Here is a 12,549-nt window from a genome sequence, read left to right on the forward strand (position 1 = left end):
GCTGGCGCACCCATAGTCGATCGGTCCACTGCTTTCCAGGAGACATTGCATGGTCCGAACCCGCTGCACCTTGCTCATTGCGGCATTGCTGCTGGCCGGCTGCGGCGAAACCGCCAGGCTTCCCTTCGAGGCTGGCGTCGGCTACAAGCCCGAATTGCCGCCGCCGAACAAGACGCTGTTTCCTACCGTCAACGTGGCCGCGGCCACCGGCTGGACCGACACCCAGGGTCCGGTCGCGGCGCAGCCCGGCTTCAAGGTCTCCGCGCTGGCGCGCAACCTCGACCATCCGCGCTGGGTCTACACGTTGCCCAACGGCGACGTACTCGTGGCCGAGAGCAACAAGCCGCCCAAGCCCGAAGGCGTGCGCGACGGCGGCAATGGCATCATGGCCCGCGTCAGGGACCAGGCGCAGGCCGTGCTGATGAAGCGCGCGGGCGCCGAGGTGCCGAGCGCCAATCGCATCACCTTGCTGCGCGATGCCGACGGCGATGGCGTCGCGGAAGTGCGCACGGTGTTCCTGCAGGGCCTGACATCGCCCTTCGGCATCACCCTGGTCGGCCATGAGTTGTTCATCGCCAATGCCGATGCGCTGGTGAAGGTGCCCTATGCCGATGGCCAGACAACCGCGAGCGCCGCACCGGTGAAGGTGACCGACCTGCCGGCCGGGATCAACCATCACTGGACCAAGAATGTCGTGGCCAATGCCGATGGCAGCAAGTTGTACGTGAGCGTCGGCTCCAACAGCAACATCGGCGAAAACGGCCTGCCGGCCGAAGAGGGCCGCGCCGCGATCTGGGAAGTCGACACGAAGACAGGCGAGAAGCGCCTGTTCGCCGGCGGCCTGCGCAACCCGACCGCCATGGCGCTGGAGCCCGAGACCCAAGCGTTGTGGACCGTGGTCAACGAACGCGACGAGATCGGCAGCGACCTGGTGCCCGACTACCTCACCTCAGTGAAGCAGGGCGCCTTCTACGGCTGGCCGTGGAGCTACTGGGGCGGCAACGTCGACGAGCGGGTCCAGCCGCAGCAGCCCGATTTGGTGGCGAAGGCTATCGCGCCGGACTTCGCGTTGGGCACCCACGTCGCGCCGCTCGGCGTGGCGTTCTCCGACAGGCGCATGCCGCCCGAATTCGCCAATGGCGCTTTCGTCGGCGAGCACGGCTCGTGGAATCGCAGGCCGAAGTCGGGCTACAAGGTGGTGTTCGTGCCCTTCATCGGCGGGCGGCCGAGCGGCGCGCCGAAGGATTTCCTGACCGGATTTCTCGACGGGGATGAAAAGGCGCAGGGCCGGCCGGTCGGCGTTGCGCTCGACAAGTCGGGCGCGCTGCTGGTGGCCGACGATGTGGGCAACGCGGTGTGGCGCGTGTCCAAGGGGAAGTAGCAGCCGCGCCCGTCGCGGGGCGCGTGCCGGTCATTTTTTCGGCTGGACGGGGGCCGCGGCGCATTCGGTCGTCATGCCTGCCTGCTTCAGGTAGGCAATCAGGTCGGCCCGGTCGGCCGGGTCGGGCACGCCGTCATAGGTCATTGCCGTGCCGGGGATCACGGCGAGCGGCTTGGCCAGGAAACGGTCGAGTGTCCTGTCGTTCCAGGTGATGCCCGACGCCTTCATGGCTGGCGAGTACGGGAAGCCCGGTACGCTGCCGGCGAGGCGGCCGAACAGTCCGCAGTGGTGTGGCCCGACGCGATCGACGGCCAGCGCGTGGCACGCCACGCAGCGCGCATAGACCTGTTCGCCGTGCACCGAATCGGGTGCGCCTGCGCGCACCGCTGCCGCCAGCGCCAGGAGGGCGCCGGCCGCCACCGCCGCCTTGATCACGACATGAACGCCGCAGGCACCGGTGCCTCGCCGAGGGCTTGCCGCAGCACTGCCCAGTGCATCGCCTCGTCGCCGAGGATGCTGGCCGCGGCTTTCGACAGGTCCCGGTTGGCGAATAGGGGCACTGCGCCGAGATACGCGCTCACCGCGCCCTGTTCGAGCTTGGCCGCGAACCGCAGAACGTCCGCCTGCGACTTCAACTGGTTGGCCGGAAAGTCGTAGTTCGCTTTGGCCGCGACCGGCTTGCCGCCGAGTGCGCGGACTCGCCTTCTCATCCGCGAGTCTTGCCAGCACGCCGGCAACGATGCGGTCGCAGCGCGCGCCGTCGAACGCGAATGCATCGCCGAGTGCCACATCGACGTCACGCGACAGACCTTCGCGCAATAGGCTGCGTGCGCGGAAGAAGCGCGTGCGCACCGTGGGTTCTGCCAGGTTCAGCGCGATCGCGACTTCGCCGAAGCTCATCTCTTCCACCGCGCGCAGCATGAAGACGGTGCGGTACGCATCGGGCAGGCGGTCGATGCGCGTCTCGATCAGGCGGCGCATCTCCTCGCGCATGGCGAGTTGTTCGGGGCGCTCGTCGATGTTGTCTTCCATCCACGGCTCCTCGTCTTGCCCGCCGGTTTCGAAGGTCGCATCCAGCGGGATCACCTGTGCGGCGCTGCGGCGCAGGCGGCTCAGCGCCTCGTTGATCACTATGCGCACCAGCCAGGTGGAAAGGCGCGCGTCTTCACGGAAACTTGCGAGTGCCCGCCAGGCTTTGAGGTACGCGTCCTGCAATGCATCTTCCGTGTCGGCATCGCTCTTGAGGATGCTGCGTGCGGTGCGAAACAGCAGCTGGTTGTGGCGCCGCATGATCGCTTCGAAGGCATGGCCGTCGCCCTGGGCGGCGCGTTGCGCGAGGTCGGCGTCGGTGGCCTGGTCTGCCGGGAGCTGCGGCGCTGTGCGTTGTTCGTGGTGCATGTTGGTGTTCTTTCACACGTTGGACGTTGGCGCATTGCAGGGCGTTTCAACTTTCGTCGACAGGACGAAAAGCGGGAGCGCTTGCGCGGCATGCCGAGGCGGGCCAAAGGGTAGGGCGACTCGGTCCGACAAGATGGCAGGCGAGGCCATTTGTGCGCGAAACTTGCGTGTTCCGCGAACCATGCCCATGTCCAAGTACGCCCCTTCCGCCACTCCCTGCATCCGTGTCTCACCCAGCGGGGTGCATGGCCTCGGTGCTTTCGCGACCCGGTCCTTGCCGGCCTTTGCGCTGCTCGGTCTCTACGAGGGTCGGCGCTACACGCCCGCGCAAGTGGCGGCGAAGCAATGGAACGACCAACTTACCTACCTGTTCACTCTCTCCAACGAGGAGACCATCGACGGTGCCAAGGGCGGCAACGCCACGCGGCACCTGAACCACTCGTGTGAACCGAACTGCGAGGCGGTGGAGGAATACGACGACGCGGGCAAGCTGGTCCTCAAGTTCCAGACGTTGCGAGCGGTCGAGGCGGGCGATGAGTTGTTCATCGACTATTGCCTGACCGCCGACGATGGCTCGGGCCCGGAAGACTATCCATGCCGATGCGGCGCAACAAATTGCCGCGGCACGATGCTGGCGCCTGTCGAGGCACCGGAAGAAGCCGATCAGGAGCCTTCGGCCTCCGGCGCGTGACACGCCACGCAGAACTTGTTGCCGTCCGGATCGCGGAAGTACGCACCGTAATAGTTCGCGTGATAGCGCGGACGCAGGCCGGGCGGCCCCTCGCAGGTGCCTCCGTGGTCAAGCGCTGCCCTGTGCGCGGCGCGCACGGTGAGGCGGTCCGGTGCCGCAAAGGCCACCATCTGCCCGTTGCCCGGGTCGTGCGGCCGGCCGTCGTAGGGCTTGCAGATCACGAAGAAGGGGCGCGCGTTGCCGGCGCTGTGCCAGCCGGCCCAGGGCTTGTCGCGCTCGCAGAAGCGCAACGCCACGCCGAGGCTGTCCATGACGGCGCTGTGGAAGGCCAGCGCGCGATCGAAATCGCCCACGCTGACGAAGACGTGCGAGAACACCTTCGGGATCCTCAGATCATGGGCGTCATTGCGCCATCCATCGCGAGGATCGCGCCCGTGATGTAGCTGGCTCTCGGCGAAGCAAGGAACACGACCGCGTTCGCGATTTCCTCGGGCGTGGCGATGCGGCCCAGCGGGAGCTGCGCGGTGGCGCGCTTCAGTGCCTCGTCGGTGCCGATACCCTGCAGCCTGGCATCGGCCCGCAGGCCTTCCTGCAGCCGCGCGGTCAGCGTGAGCCCGGGGTTCACGGCATTCACCCGCACGCCCTTGGCCGCATAGGCCGCGGCCATGCCTGCGCTCACCAGCATCAATGCTGCATTCGCCGCGCCACCGGCCATGTGAATCGGGCTCGCGACCTTGCCGCCCGCGCCGATCACGTTGACGATCGCGCCGCCGCCGCGCTGGCCCATGCGCTTGATGGCGGGGTCGAGCATGTGGATGTAGGTGAAGTACTTGGCGTCCATGGCGTCGTGCCAGGCGGCAGCGTCCAGGTCATCCGGCGCGGTGCGTTTGGCGGCGCCGGCCGAGTTGACCAGCACGTCGACCGGGCCGAAGTTCAACTCGGCCGCATCGAGTGCCGCAACGGCGCTCGCCGCCTGTCGCAGGTCGGCCGCATGCAATGCGACGTGGCCGCCGGCGTCGGTGAATTGCCCGACCAGTTCGCGCTCGCCGCGCTGCAGGTTGGCCAGTTCGCGCGACACCAGGCTTACGCGCGCGCCTTCGCGCAGGAAGCCCAGCGCACAGGCCAGCCCGATGCCCTTGCTGCCGCCGGTGACGAGAACGTGTCGGTCGGTGAGTTGGAGGTCCATAAGCGTATTCAATCACCGCTCCGAGTTCGCCGCACGAAAGATTCACCGGGCGCCCGCGCCCGAAGCGCTGGGTAAGATCGTTGCATGAAGGACGCCACCGCACCCCACCGTTTCTGGGCCGAGTTGACGACACGCGACTTCGCGTCGCTCGATCCCACTCGCACGGTGGCGGTGTTGCCGCTCGGGGCGACGGAGCAGCACGGGCCGCATCTGCCCCTGGGTGTCGATACCTGCCTGGTCGACGGCATCGTCGATGCCGCGCTGCCCTTCCTGCCGGCCGATCTCCCCGTCCTGTTCCTGCCGACGCAGGCGATCGGGCTGAGCCCGGAGCACGCGCGCTTCGCCGGCACGCTCACGCTGTCCGCCGAGACGCTGATTCGCCTGTGGAAGGACATCGGCGCGGGCGTCGCACGCGCCGGAATCCGAAAGCTGGTGCTGTTCAATGCCCACGGCGGGCATGTCGGCGCGATGGACATCGTGGCGCGCGAACTGCGTGAGGCACACGACCTCATCGTCTACAGCGTGAGCTGGTTCAACTTGCCGCTGGGCGAAGCCAACGACCAGTTCAGCGCGCAGGAGCATCGCTTCGGCGTGCACGCGGGCGAGATCGAAACCTCGATGATGCTGGCGCTGCGGGCCCCGCTGGTGCGCTCCGACGCCATGCAAGACTTCAAGTCCACGTCGCAGCAGCGCGCCGCCGAGTACGCCATCCTCGGCAACGGCAGGAGCGCCAAGCTCGGCTGGGCGATGCAGGACTACAACCCGCAGGGCGCAGCCGGCAATGCGGCCGCAGCCACTGCGGACAAGGGGCGCAAGGTGGTCGAAGCGGCGGCGCAGCAATTGGCATTGCTGCTTGCCGAAGTGGCCGCGTTGCCGCTGTCTGCATTGGCCGACGGACCGGCTGCGGGTTAGCCAGGGTTGGCGGCGCCTGCCACTGCCTGGCATCGCTTGCCACCCTCGTCGTTCCCGATATCGGCCTGCTCGGCGCGCCGCCCATCACGACCGGCGACAATCGGGGCCGCATGACGACCGATACCGCCCCCGCACCCCAAGCGCCCCGCGCGCCCAAGAAACGCAAGCCGCGCCCGCAAGACCGCGCGCAGAACGCGCAAGGCCCCAAATCGCAGCCGCAAGGAAAGCAGCCGCAGCCGCAGCCGCAAGGAAAGCAGCCGCAGCCGCAAGGCAGACAAGCGCCGGCGCCTCAAGGCCAGCAGCGCACAGCGCGCAAGCCGCATCCCACCCTCGAGATCCTGTTCGGGCTGTACCCGGACTTCTTCGGCGCGCGCTTCCTGCCGCTACAGCGCGGCGTCTTCCAGGCACTGCTCGAAAAGCACCCGGATGTGCTGAAGAAGGACGAGCTCAAGGTGGCGCTCGCACTGCACACCCGTTCGACGAAGTACCTCGAACGCGTTGCGGCCGGCGACAAGCGCCATGGCCTCGACGGCCAGCCGGTGGAAGACGTGGCGCCCGAGCACGTGCACCACGCCATCCTCGAGGTGTTCAAGCGCCGCCAGGCACGCACCGGCGACGACCTGCGCCCGCAAACCCGCAAGCGGATCGTCGAGGCTTTCGAGAAGTCGGGCCTTTCGCGCGAGGACTACCTGGCCCTGGTGCGGAGCCAGGATCCGGCCGTCAATGAACTCACCGACGAGGCCTTTGCCGAACTTTCCGCGCAGACCGCCAGACGCGAGGCATTGCAGCGCGCCTTTGCCGCGAGCGGCAAGACAGTTGCGGAATTTGCCGAAATGTACGGACTCGACCCGCGCGAAGTCGGCCGCATGCTGCCGAAGTCGTAGGTTTCAAGTTCCGCCGGCCGCGTGTGCGATGCGGGAGGGCCGCTTGTTGCAACCGGGCCCGTCTGAGCGACCGGGTCCGCAAGTCAGCTGCGATCGCTATCATGGTCCGCCCGGCCCTGCCGGTGATCGCACCTGTCGCATCTATCCTCAACCGAAGGGAATACCATGCTGAGCTTGATCTGGACCATTCTGATTGGTTTCGTTGCAGGCCTGATCGCACGAGCGCTCAAGCCCGGCGATGACTCCGGTGGTTTCATCTTCACCACCATCATCGGTATCGCCGGTGCGCTGATCGCTACCTACATTGGCCAGGCCATGGGCTGGTACACGGCGGGGCAAGGGGCGGGTTTCATTGCCTCAGTCGTTGGCGCCATCGTGCTGCTGTTCGTCTGGGGCCTCATCAAGCGCAAGAGCTAGGAGGCGAACATGGGACTTCTGGACATCCTTCAGCAAGTGGTCGCTGGCGCAGGTGGCGGCGGCAACCCCGAAGCGCATTTCGACCAGGTCACGCAGCACGCAACGCCAGACCAACTCGGCGCCGGCCTCGCGGCGGCGATGCGTTCCGACCAGACGCCGCCGTTCGGCAACATGGTCGGCCAGATCTTCGGCAACTCGTCGCCGACGCAGCAGGCCGGCGTGCTGAATCAGATTCTTGCCACGCTCGGCCCGGCCGCGGCGTCGGCGATTGCCGGCGGCGCGCTCGGACGCATGCTGGCGCCGGGACAGACCCAGCTCACGCCTGACCAGGCTTCGCAACTTTCGCCTGCGCAGGTCACTGAAATCGCGGCCCATGCCGAGCAGGCGCGGCCGGGGGTGGTCGACCAGGTGAGCCAGTTCTACGCCCAGCATTCGGGCCTCATCAAGCTGCTTGGCAGCGCGGCGTTGATGGTCACGCTGGCGAAGATGAAAGAACACGCCACCGACAAGGGCTGAGCGCCGCGGCGCAGCTTGACTTGTGGGCCGGCCCCGCTACCACGTCTATGCCGTCGAGCTGGACGACCAAGTCTGGAACAGTGCGCGCTTCCGGCGCGCCAACCCGGATTACCAGCTCGGCAAGCCCTTTGTCTATGTCGGCATGACGGGGCTCGACCCCGATATCCGCTTCGACAAGCACAAGGCCGGCATCCAGGCGAACGTATTTGTGCGCGACCACGGACTTCGCCTGCTGCCTGCGCTGTATGAACGCTACAACCCGATGAAGCGCGACGATGCAGCACTGATGGAAGTGGAGCTCGGCATCCGGCTTCGATCCCTGGGCTACGGCGTGTGGCAGGCTTGAAGCGGGCTTCCAGTCCGTGCGCACGGCCGAGCTTCCTGCCGTCCTGATTTTTCCTCCGTCACGACACTCGCCCGCCACTGCCTGATTCCGGCCCTTCGACGTACGCGCTGCATTCGAAGACGTCCGGGCGTTCCCGACTTCAATTTGAACCCCCGGCCGATTCGCTGATCCGCTGATCCGCCTGATCCGCCTGATCCGTGATCCGCGATCCGCGATCCGCGACCCGTGACCCGTGACCCGCGACCCGCGACCCGCGACCCGCGACCCGCGACCCGCGACCCGCGACCCGCGATCCGCGATCCGGACGCCCGAAGCGTGCTGAACTGCACGGTTGCCACAATTGATTTTTTCCGGCACTCCTCGTTGCTTACTGGCCGAAAGGCCTATGATGACTTTTGTAAATATTTGTTGCAAAGGTCGCAAAATGTCGTTCCAAGCTTCCCGCAGACGATTCAACCAGGCCGTGGGCGCCTGGGCGCTGCTGGGGCTGGCGGGCCCGTTGCAAGCGCAAATCGCCGTGAAGCGCGGCGCGCCCGCCGGCAAACTGGTCGTCGGGCAATCCATCCCGATGACGGGCGCCGCCAGCGAAATCGGTATGGCCTTTGCCGGGGGCGCCAAGCTCTTCGTGAGCGGCTACAACGACCGCGTGGGCCCCGGCGGCGTCACGCTCGAACTACGGCAGTTGGACGATGGCTACAGCGCAGACAAGGCCCGAGCCAACGCCAACCGGTTGCTTGCCGAGGGAGCGGAAGTGCTCTTCGGCTTTGTCGGCACCGCCAGCGCGGAGGCAGGCGCGTCGGTCGCCCAGCAGCAGGGCGCCCCTTTCTTCGCACCGTTTGCGGCCGCTGATGCCCTGCGCGACAAGGCGCACGCCAATGTCTTCCACGTCCGACCGAGCTTGGCCGACGAGGCTTACGCGATGCTGCGGCAGTGCGACACGCTGGGGCAGAAACGCATCGCCGTGGTGGTCGACGACGACGCCATGGGCCGTGCCGCGCTGCAAGCGGTGCAGGACGCGGCGACCGAACTCAAGCTGCCGCCGCCGGTCGCCGTGGCCAGGGTCGCACCGGGCGGCGACCAGGTTTCGGAGGCTGTTGCCACCGTGATGAAGGCACATCCGCAAGCAGTCGTGCAGGCATCGTTGTCCCAGACCACCGCCGCCTTCGTGCGCGAGATGCGCAAGGCCGGCTACGGCAGCGCGCTGCTGACCTTCTCGGTCGTCGGCATCGACCCGCTCTACACCGAACTCGGCAAGGAAATTCGCGGCGTGATCATTTCGCAAGTGGTGCCGTCGCCGCGGGGCAACAGCCGCACGCCGGTGGTCAAGGAATATCTCGCCGCGCTGGCCGATTCCGACCAAACCGCATCGTACGAAGGCCTCGAAGGATTCATTGCCGCCAAGTCGCTGGCCGAGGCCGTGCACCGCGCCGGCCCCGCGCCCGCGCGAGCCAGCCTGCTGAAGGCCATGGCGGGCATGAACGACTACGACGTGGGCGGGTTTCGCGTCAATCTGAGACCGCCGCTGCGCGACGCGACCCGTGCGGTCGATCTCGTCTACATCACGGCCGAAGGCCGCGTCTTGCGTTGAAAACACACTCTCGATGAGGGCTCAGGTCATGAAGCTGTATTCCGCCTCTCTGGTGGCCGTGATGGCCGCGCTCGCCGCCGCTCCCGCGATGGCCCTGGTGCATCGCTGCACCGATGCCGATGGCAAGGTGTCCTTTTCGGACACCGTCTGCAATGGCGCGCGGGCCGAGAAATCGTTTGGTGCGGTCCCTTCCGCGCGCGGCTGGAAGGAAGAAAGCTACCGGCCGGCCGCCTCGGGCACCCGGCAGGAGGTGACCCCGGTCTCGACACAGGCGAGCCCGCCCGCGGCCCGCGTCCGGGCCATCAAGACCGCTCCGCAGTAGGTCTCAACACTCCACGACGTTCACCGCGAGGCCACCGAGCGAGGTCTCCTTGTAGGTGGACTTCATGTCCTCGCCGGTCTGCTTCATGGTCTGGATCACCGCGTCCAGCGACACGTAGTGGCTGCCGTCGCCGCGCAGCGCCATCCGCGCCGCGTTGATGGCCTTGACTGCGCCCATCGCGTTGCGTTCGACGCAGGGGATCTGCACCATTCCACCCACCGGATCGCAGGTCAGGCCGAGGTTGTGCTCCATGCCGATCTCGGCCGCGTTCTCGACCTGCGCGGGCGTGCCGCCAAGCACCGCGGCCAGTGCGCCGGCCGCCATCGAACAGGCCACGCCGACTTCGCCCTGACAGCCGACCTCGGCACCCGAGATGGACGCGTTGGCCTTGTAGAGCATGCCGATCGCGGCAGCGGTGAGCAGGAAGTCGACGATGCCGTCGTCGCTGGCCGTGGGCACGAAGCGCGTGTAGTAATGCATCACCGCCGGGACCACGCCGGCCGCGCCATTGGTCGGCGCCGTGACCACCCGGCCGCCGGCCGCGTTCTCCTCGTTCACCGCCATTGCATATGCGTTGACCCAATCCATCGCGGCCAGCGGATCGGCAGCGCCCTGTTGCGCGGTGAGTTCGCGCTGCAGGTCCGGTGCGCGGCGACGCATGCGCAGCGGACCGGGCAGCGGCGATGCCGCAATCGGGTTGTCGATGCCGAAACCACGTTGCACGCATTGCTGCATCACGGTCCAGATCCGCAGCAGCCCGGCGCGCACATCGGCCTCGGGGCGCCAGGCGCATTCGTTGGCCATCATGAGTTTCGCGATCGAGAGCTCGCTGGCACCGGCCTGCGCCATGAGTTCGCTGCCGGTGCCGAAGGGCCAGGGCCAGTGGAGCGCGACTTCGGGCACGGCATCCGGATGCGCGCCGCCCTCCACCACGAAGCCGCCGCCAACGGAGAAATAGCAGCGCTGCGCCAGGGTAGAGCCGTCCGCCGCAGACGCCGTGAAGCGCATCGCATTCGGATGCTCGGGCATTGTTTCGTTGCCGAGGAACGGGATATCGCGCACGCGGTCGAATGCGATCGCGTGACGGCCCAGCAGCAAGAGCTGGCCGGACCGGCGCAATGCCAGCAGGCGAGGCTGCACGCTGGCCGGGTCGACGCTGTCGGGCGTGTCGCCGAACAGGCCGAGGATCACGCCCTGGTCTGTCGCGTGGCCTGCGCCGGTGGCGCCGAGCGAGCCGAACAACTCGCAGCGCACGTGCGCCGTGCCGGCCAGCAACCCGTCGCGCTCCAGGCCGCTCGCGAACTGCTGCGCGGCCCGCATCGGGCCGACGGTATGAGAGCTCGACGGGCCGATCCCGATCTTGAAGATGTCGAAGGCGGAGAGCATCGGCCGATCATGCGCCGATTCATGCCGTTCACCTCAGGAGTATGTGATCCAGTTTTCGTACGCGGGGCCGTCGAGGTGCGGCAGCGTGTTGTAGGTCACGAGCATATGGCGTTTGGGCGTGAACGCGAACTCGGTGATCGAGGTGTTGCGGATGCGCAGGTTGAGCTCGATCGTGGTCTCGGCGCTGGTTCCCAGCACGTGGCCGACGGCCGTCGAGATCGGCCCGCCGCTTGACACCACCAGCACCTTCGCGCCGTGGTGCTTGTCGCGTACATGGTCCAGCGCGGTGGTCACGCCGGCGAGGAAGTCGACGTAGTTCGGCATGCCGAGCGGCTCGGTTCGGCCTTGCATCCATGCGCTCAGGCCATCACGCAGCAGGCGGAAGTGCTTGCGGTACAACTCGGGCGTATCGGCCTTCGGCAACGCTTCGGGGTGGACGGTCGCGACGATGGCCTCGCTGTCGTACTCGTTCAGGCCGGGCCAGGGCAGCACGTCCTGGTCAGTCAGGCCCAGCCCCTTGGCAATGCCCTCCCAGGTTTGCCGATGGCGCTTCAGCGTCCCCGTGATGACGGCGTCGAATTGGAGGCCGCGTTCGCGCCAGTATTCGCCGAGCCGCACCGACTGCCTGTGCCCCAACTCACTGAGGTTGTCGTAGTCGGCAGCGCCGAAAGAAGCTTGTCCATGGCGCACGAGGTAAAGGGTTCCCATGGGTACGATTCTGGCAAAGGCCAGCCCGGGCGCTTGTCCCGGCTGCGACGGGTCGCCGGGGCGGCTTTGGCTTCCGATGAAAAAGGCGCCTGCGGGAGGGGCCGCGAAGTCCGGCAGATTCTTGGCCGGGAGGTTCCAGGGAGGTCGACGAAACCGGCTCCGTCAGGCGGCGCGAGTGAAGTTATCTGCGCTGCGTGGTTGCGACGCGCAACGCCAGCGCGGCCAGCACGCTGCCCATCACATAGCGCTGCGCGCGCAGCCAGCCGGAGCTTTGCGACAGCACCGCGGTAATGGCCGCGGCGAAGACGATCATCAGGCTGTTGACCAGGCCGCTGCCGAGGATTTGCACCGCGCCGAGCTGTGCGCTCTGCCAGAGTACCGGGCCGCGCTCCGGATGAATGAACTGCGGAAAGAATGACAGATAGAACATCGCCACTTTCGGATTCAGCAGGTTGGTAACGAAGCCCATGCGAAACAGCTTGCCCGGAGCATCGGCTGGCAGGGAACGCGGCTCGAACGGCGCCGAGCCCCGGGCTTGACGGCCTGCCAGGCCAGCCAGAGCAGGTAGGCAGCACCGGCGTATCGAATCGCATCGAAAGCCAGCGGCACCGCCAGCAACACCGCCGTGAGTCCGAGCGCTGCGGCCACCAGGTGCACCAGAAACGCCAGCAGCACGCCGCCCAGCGAAATCAGCCCTGCACGCCGCCCCTGCACCAGCGTGCGCGAGACGCAATAGATCATGTTCGGCCCCGGCGTGAGTGCGAGCAGCAGCGAGGCCAGTGCGAACCAGGCGAGTTCGTGGAGGGCGAGCATG

At 67.2% G+C, this 12,549-nt stretch carries 14 protein-coding genes and 3 pseudogenes; 9 read left to right on the forward strand and 8 right to left on the reverse strand.

The window, feature by feature from the left end; translation table 11 throughout:
- Positions 1 to 49: 49 nt before the first annotated feature.
- The gene (locus WKW80_RS17660) at positions 50 to 1,381 is read left to right on the forward strand and encodes a PQQ-dependent sugar dehydrogenase (RefSeq protein WP_340364880.1); all 1,332 of its coding nucleotides are present in this window, start codon (positions 50 to 52) and stop codon (positions 1,379 to 1,381) included.
- A gap of 30 nt (positions 1,382 to 1,411) precedes the next feature.
- Here the strand turns inward: WKW80_RS17660 and WKW80_RS17665 are convergent, their stop codons facing one another.
- The 3 genes and pseudogenes from WKW80_RS17665 to WKW80_RS17675 form a co-directional block, all read right to left on the reverse strand.
- On the reverse strand, positions 1,412 to 1,813 hold the full coding sequence (locus WKW80_RS17665; protein ID WP_340364983.1) for a c-type cytochrome: 402 nt from the start codon (positions 1,811 to 1,813) through the stop codon (positions 1,412 to 1,414).
- Positions 1,813 to 2,085 (reverse strand): annotated as a pseudogene (locus WKW80_RS17670) (ferritin-like domain-containing protein); the annotation flags it as partial. The gene WKW80_RS17665 and the pseudogene WKW80_RS17670, both read right to left, overlap by 1 nt.
- Before the next feature lie 13 nt (positions 2,086 to 2,098).
- Positions 2,099 to 2,779 (reverse strand): annotated as a pseudogene (locus WKW80_RS17675) (RNA polymerase sigma factor); the annotation flags it as partial.
- Between the two features lie 187 nt (positions 2,780 to 2,966).
- Between WKW80_RS17675 and WKW80_RS17680 the strand changes: the two are divergent.
- Entirely contained in the window at positions 2,967 to 3,470 is a 504-nt protein-coding gene (locus tag WKW80_RS17680) for an SET domain-containing protein (protein WP_340364881.1), read from the forward strand.
- On the opposite strand, the gene WKW80_RS17685 is transcribed toward WKW80_RS17680, so the two are convergent.
- Both WKW80_RS17685 and WKW80_RS17690 read right to left on the reverse strand, forming a co-directional pair.
- The gene (locus WKW80_RS17685; protein WP_340364882.1) at positions 3,443 to 3,847 is read right to left on the reverse strand and encodes a VOC family protein; all 405 of its coding nucleotides are present in this window, start codon (positions 3,845 to 3,847) and stop codon (positions 3,443 to 3,445) included. The genes WKW80_RS17680 and WKW80_RS17685 overlap by 28 nt on opposite strands.
- A gap of 11 nt (positions 3,848 to 3,858) precedes the next feature.
- The gene (locus WKW80_RS17690; protein WP_340364883.1) at positions 3,859 to 4,656 is read right to left on the reverse strand and encodes an SDR family oxidoreductase; all 798 of its coding nucleotides are present in this window, start codon (positions 4,654 to 4,656) and stop codon (positions 3,859 to 3,861) included.
- 84 nt (positions 4,657 to 4,740) lie between these two features.
- On the opposite strand from WKW80_RS17690, the gene WKW80_RS17695 reads away from it, so the two are divergent.
- The 7 genes from WKW80_RS17695 to WKW80_RS17725 all read left to right on the forward strand — a co-directional run bounded on the left by WKW80_RS17695 (position 4,741) and on the right by WKW80_RS17725 (position 9,641).
- The gene (locus WKW80_RS17695; RefSeq protein WP_340364884.1) at positions 4,741 to 5,568 is read left to right on the forward strand and encodes a creatininase family protein; all 828 of its coding nucleotides are present in this window, start codon (positions 4,741 to 4,743) and stop codon (positions 5,566 to 5,568) included.
- 110 nt (positions 5,569 to 5,678) lie between these two features.
- Positions 5,679 to 6,452: a ProQ/FINO family protein gene (locus WKW80_RS17700; protein WP_340364885.1), complete on the forward strand. Its 774-nt coding sequence runs from the start codon at positions 5,679 to 5,681 to the stop codon at positions 6,450 to 6,452.
- 165 nt (positions 6,453 to 6,617) lie between these two features.
- Complete coding sequence (locus WKW80_RS17705; RefSeq protein WP_340364886.1) at positions 6,618 to 6,869, forward strand: GlsB/YeaQ/YmgE family stress response membrane protein; 252 nt, start codon at positions 6,618 to 6,620, stop codon at positions 6,867 to 6,869.
- A 9-nt stretch (positions 6,870 to 6,878) separates the two neighbouring features.
- Entirely contained in the window at positions 6,879 to 7,385 is a 507-nt protein-coding gene (locus WKW80_RS17710) for a hypothetical protein (protein ID WP_340364887.1), read from the forward strand.
- A 22-nt stretch (positions 7,386 to 7,407) separates the two neighbouring features.
- On the forward strand, positions 7,408 to 7,731 hold the full coding sequence (locus WKW80_RS17715; RefSeq protein WP_340364888.1) for a hypothetical protein: 324 nt from the start codon (positions 7,408 to 7,410) through the stop codon (positions 7,729 to 7,731).
- 424 nt (positions 7,732 to 8,155) lie between these two features.
- Positions 8,156 to 9,319, forward strand: a complete 1,164-nt coding sequence (locus WKW80_RS17720) for an ABC transporter substrate-binding protein (protein ID WP_340364889.1) — start codon at positions 8,156 to 8,158, stop codon at positions 9,317 to 9,319.
- 28 nt (positions 9,320 to 9,347) lie between these two features.
- Positions 9,348 to 9,641 (forward strand): DUF4124 domain-containing protein, encoded by a 294-nt coding sequence (locus WKW80_RS17725; protein WP_340364890.1) that lies wholly within the window; start codon positions 9,348 to 9,350, stop codon positions 9,639 to 9,641.
- A 3-nt stretch (positions 9,642 to 9,644) separates the two neighbouring features.
- Here WKW80_RS17725 and WKW80_RS17730 read toward each other — a convergent pair whose 3' ends face one another.
- The 3 genes and pseudogenes from WKW80_RS17730 to WKW80_RS17740 form a co-directional block, all read right to left on the reverse strand.
- Complete coding sequence (locus tag WKW80_RS17730; RefSeq protein WP_340364891.1) at positions 9,645 to 11,027, reverse strand: L-serine ammonia-lyase; 1,383 nt, start codon at positions 11,025 to 11,027, stop codon at positions 9,645 to 9,647.
- Positions 11,028 to 11,060: 33 nt separating this feature from the next.
- Complete coding sequence (locus tag WKW80_RS17735) at positions 11,061 to 11,735, reverse strand: histidine phosphatase family protein (RefSeq protein ID WP_340364892.1); 675 nt, start codon at positions 11,733 to 11,735, stop codon at positions 11,061 to 11,063.
- A gap of 181 nt (positions 11,736 to 11,916) precedes the next feature.
- Positions 11,917 to 12,548: pseudogene (locus tag WKW80_RS17740) on the reverse strand (LysE family translocator).
- Position 12,549: the final 1 nt, after the last annotated feature.

Source organism: Variovorax humicola (assembly GCF_037889915.1).
Lineage (GTDB): Bacteria > Pseudomonadota > Gammaproteobacteria > Burkholderiales > Burkholderiaceae_C > Variovorax > Variovorax humicola.

What these genes read in the sequence shown, in the direction of transcription:
- WKW80_RS17700 (WP_340364885.1), top strand. Translation starts at nt 5,679, where the DNA reads ATGACGACCGATACCGCCCCCGCACCCCAAGCGCCCCGCGCGCCCAAG.
- WKW80_RS17710 (WP_340364887.1), top strand. Translation starts at nt 6,879, where the DNA reads ATGGGACTTCTGGACATCCTTCAGCAAGTGGTCGCTGGCGCAGGTGGC.
- WKW80_RS17735 (WP_340364892.1), bottom strand. Translation starts at nt 11,735, where the DNA reads ATGGGAACCCTTTACCTCGTGCGCCATGGACAAGCTTCTTTCGGCGCT.
- WKW80_RS17680 (WP_340364881.1), top strand. Translation starts at nt 2,967, where the DNA reads ATGTCCAAGTACGCCCCTTCCGCCACTCCCTGCATCCGTGTCTCACCC.
- WKW80_RS17690 (WP_340364883.1), bottom strand. Translation starts at nt 4,656, where the DNA reads ATGGACCTCCAACTCACCGACCGACACGTTCTCGTCACCGGCGGCAGC.
- WKW80_RS17720 (WP_340364889.1), top strand. Translation starts at nt 8,156, where the DNA reads ATGTCGTTCCAAGCTTCCCGCAGACGATTCAACCAGGCCGTGGGCGCC.
- WKW80_RS17725 (WP_340364890.1), top strand. Translation starts at nt 9,348, where the DNA reads ATGAAGCTGTATTCCGCCTCTCTGGTGGCCGTGATGGCCGCGCTCGCC.
- WKW80_RS17660 (WP_340364880.1), top strand. Translation starts at nt 50, where the DNA reads ATGGTCCGAACCCGCTGCACCTTGCTCATTGCGGCATTGCTGCTGGCC.
- WKW80_RS17705 (WP_340364886.1), top strand. Translation starts at nt 6,618, where the DNA reads ATGCTGAGCTTGATCTGGACCATTCTGATTGGTTTCGTTGCAGGCCTG.
- WKW80_RS17695 (WP_340364884.1), top strand. Translation starts at nt 4,741, where the DNA reads ATGAAGGACGCCACCGCACCCCACCGTTTCTGGGCCGAGTTGACGACA.
- WKW80_RS17730 (WP_340364891.1), bottom strand. Translation starts at nt 11,027, where the DNA reads ATGCTCTCCGCCTTCGACATCTTCAAGATCGGGATCGGCCCGTCGAGC.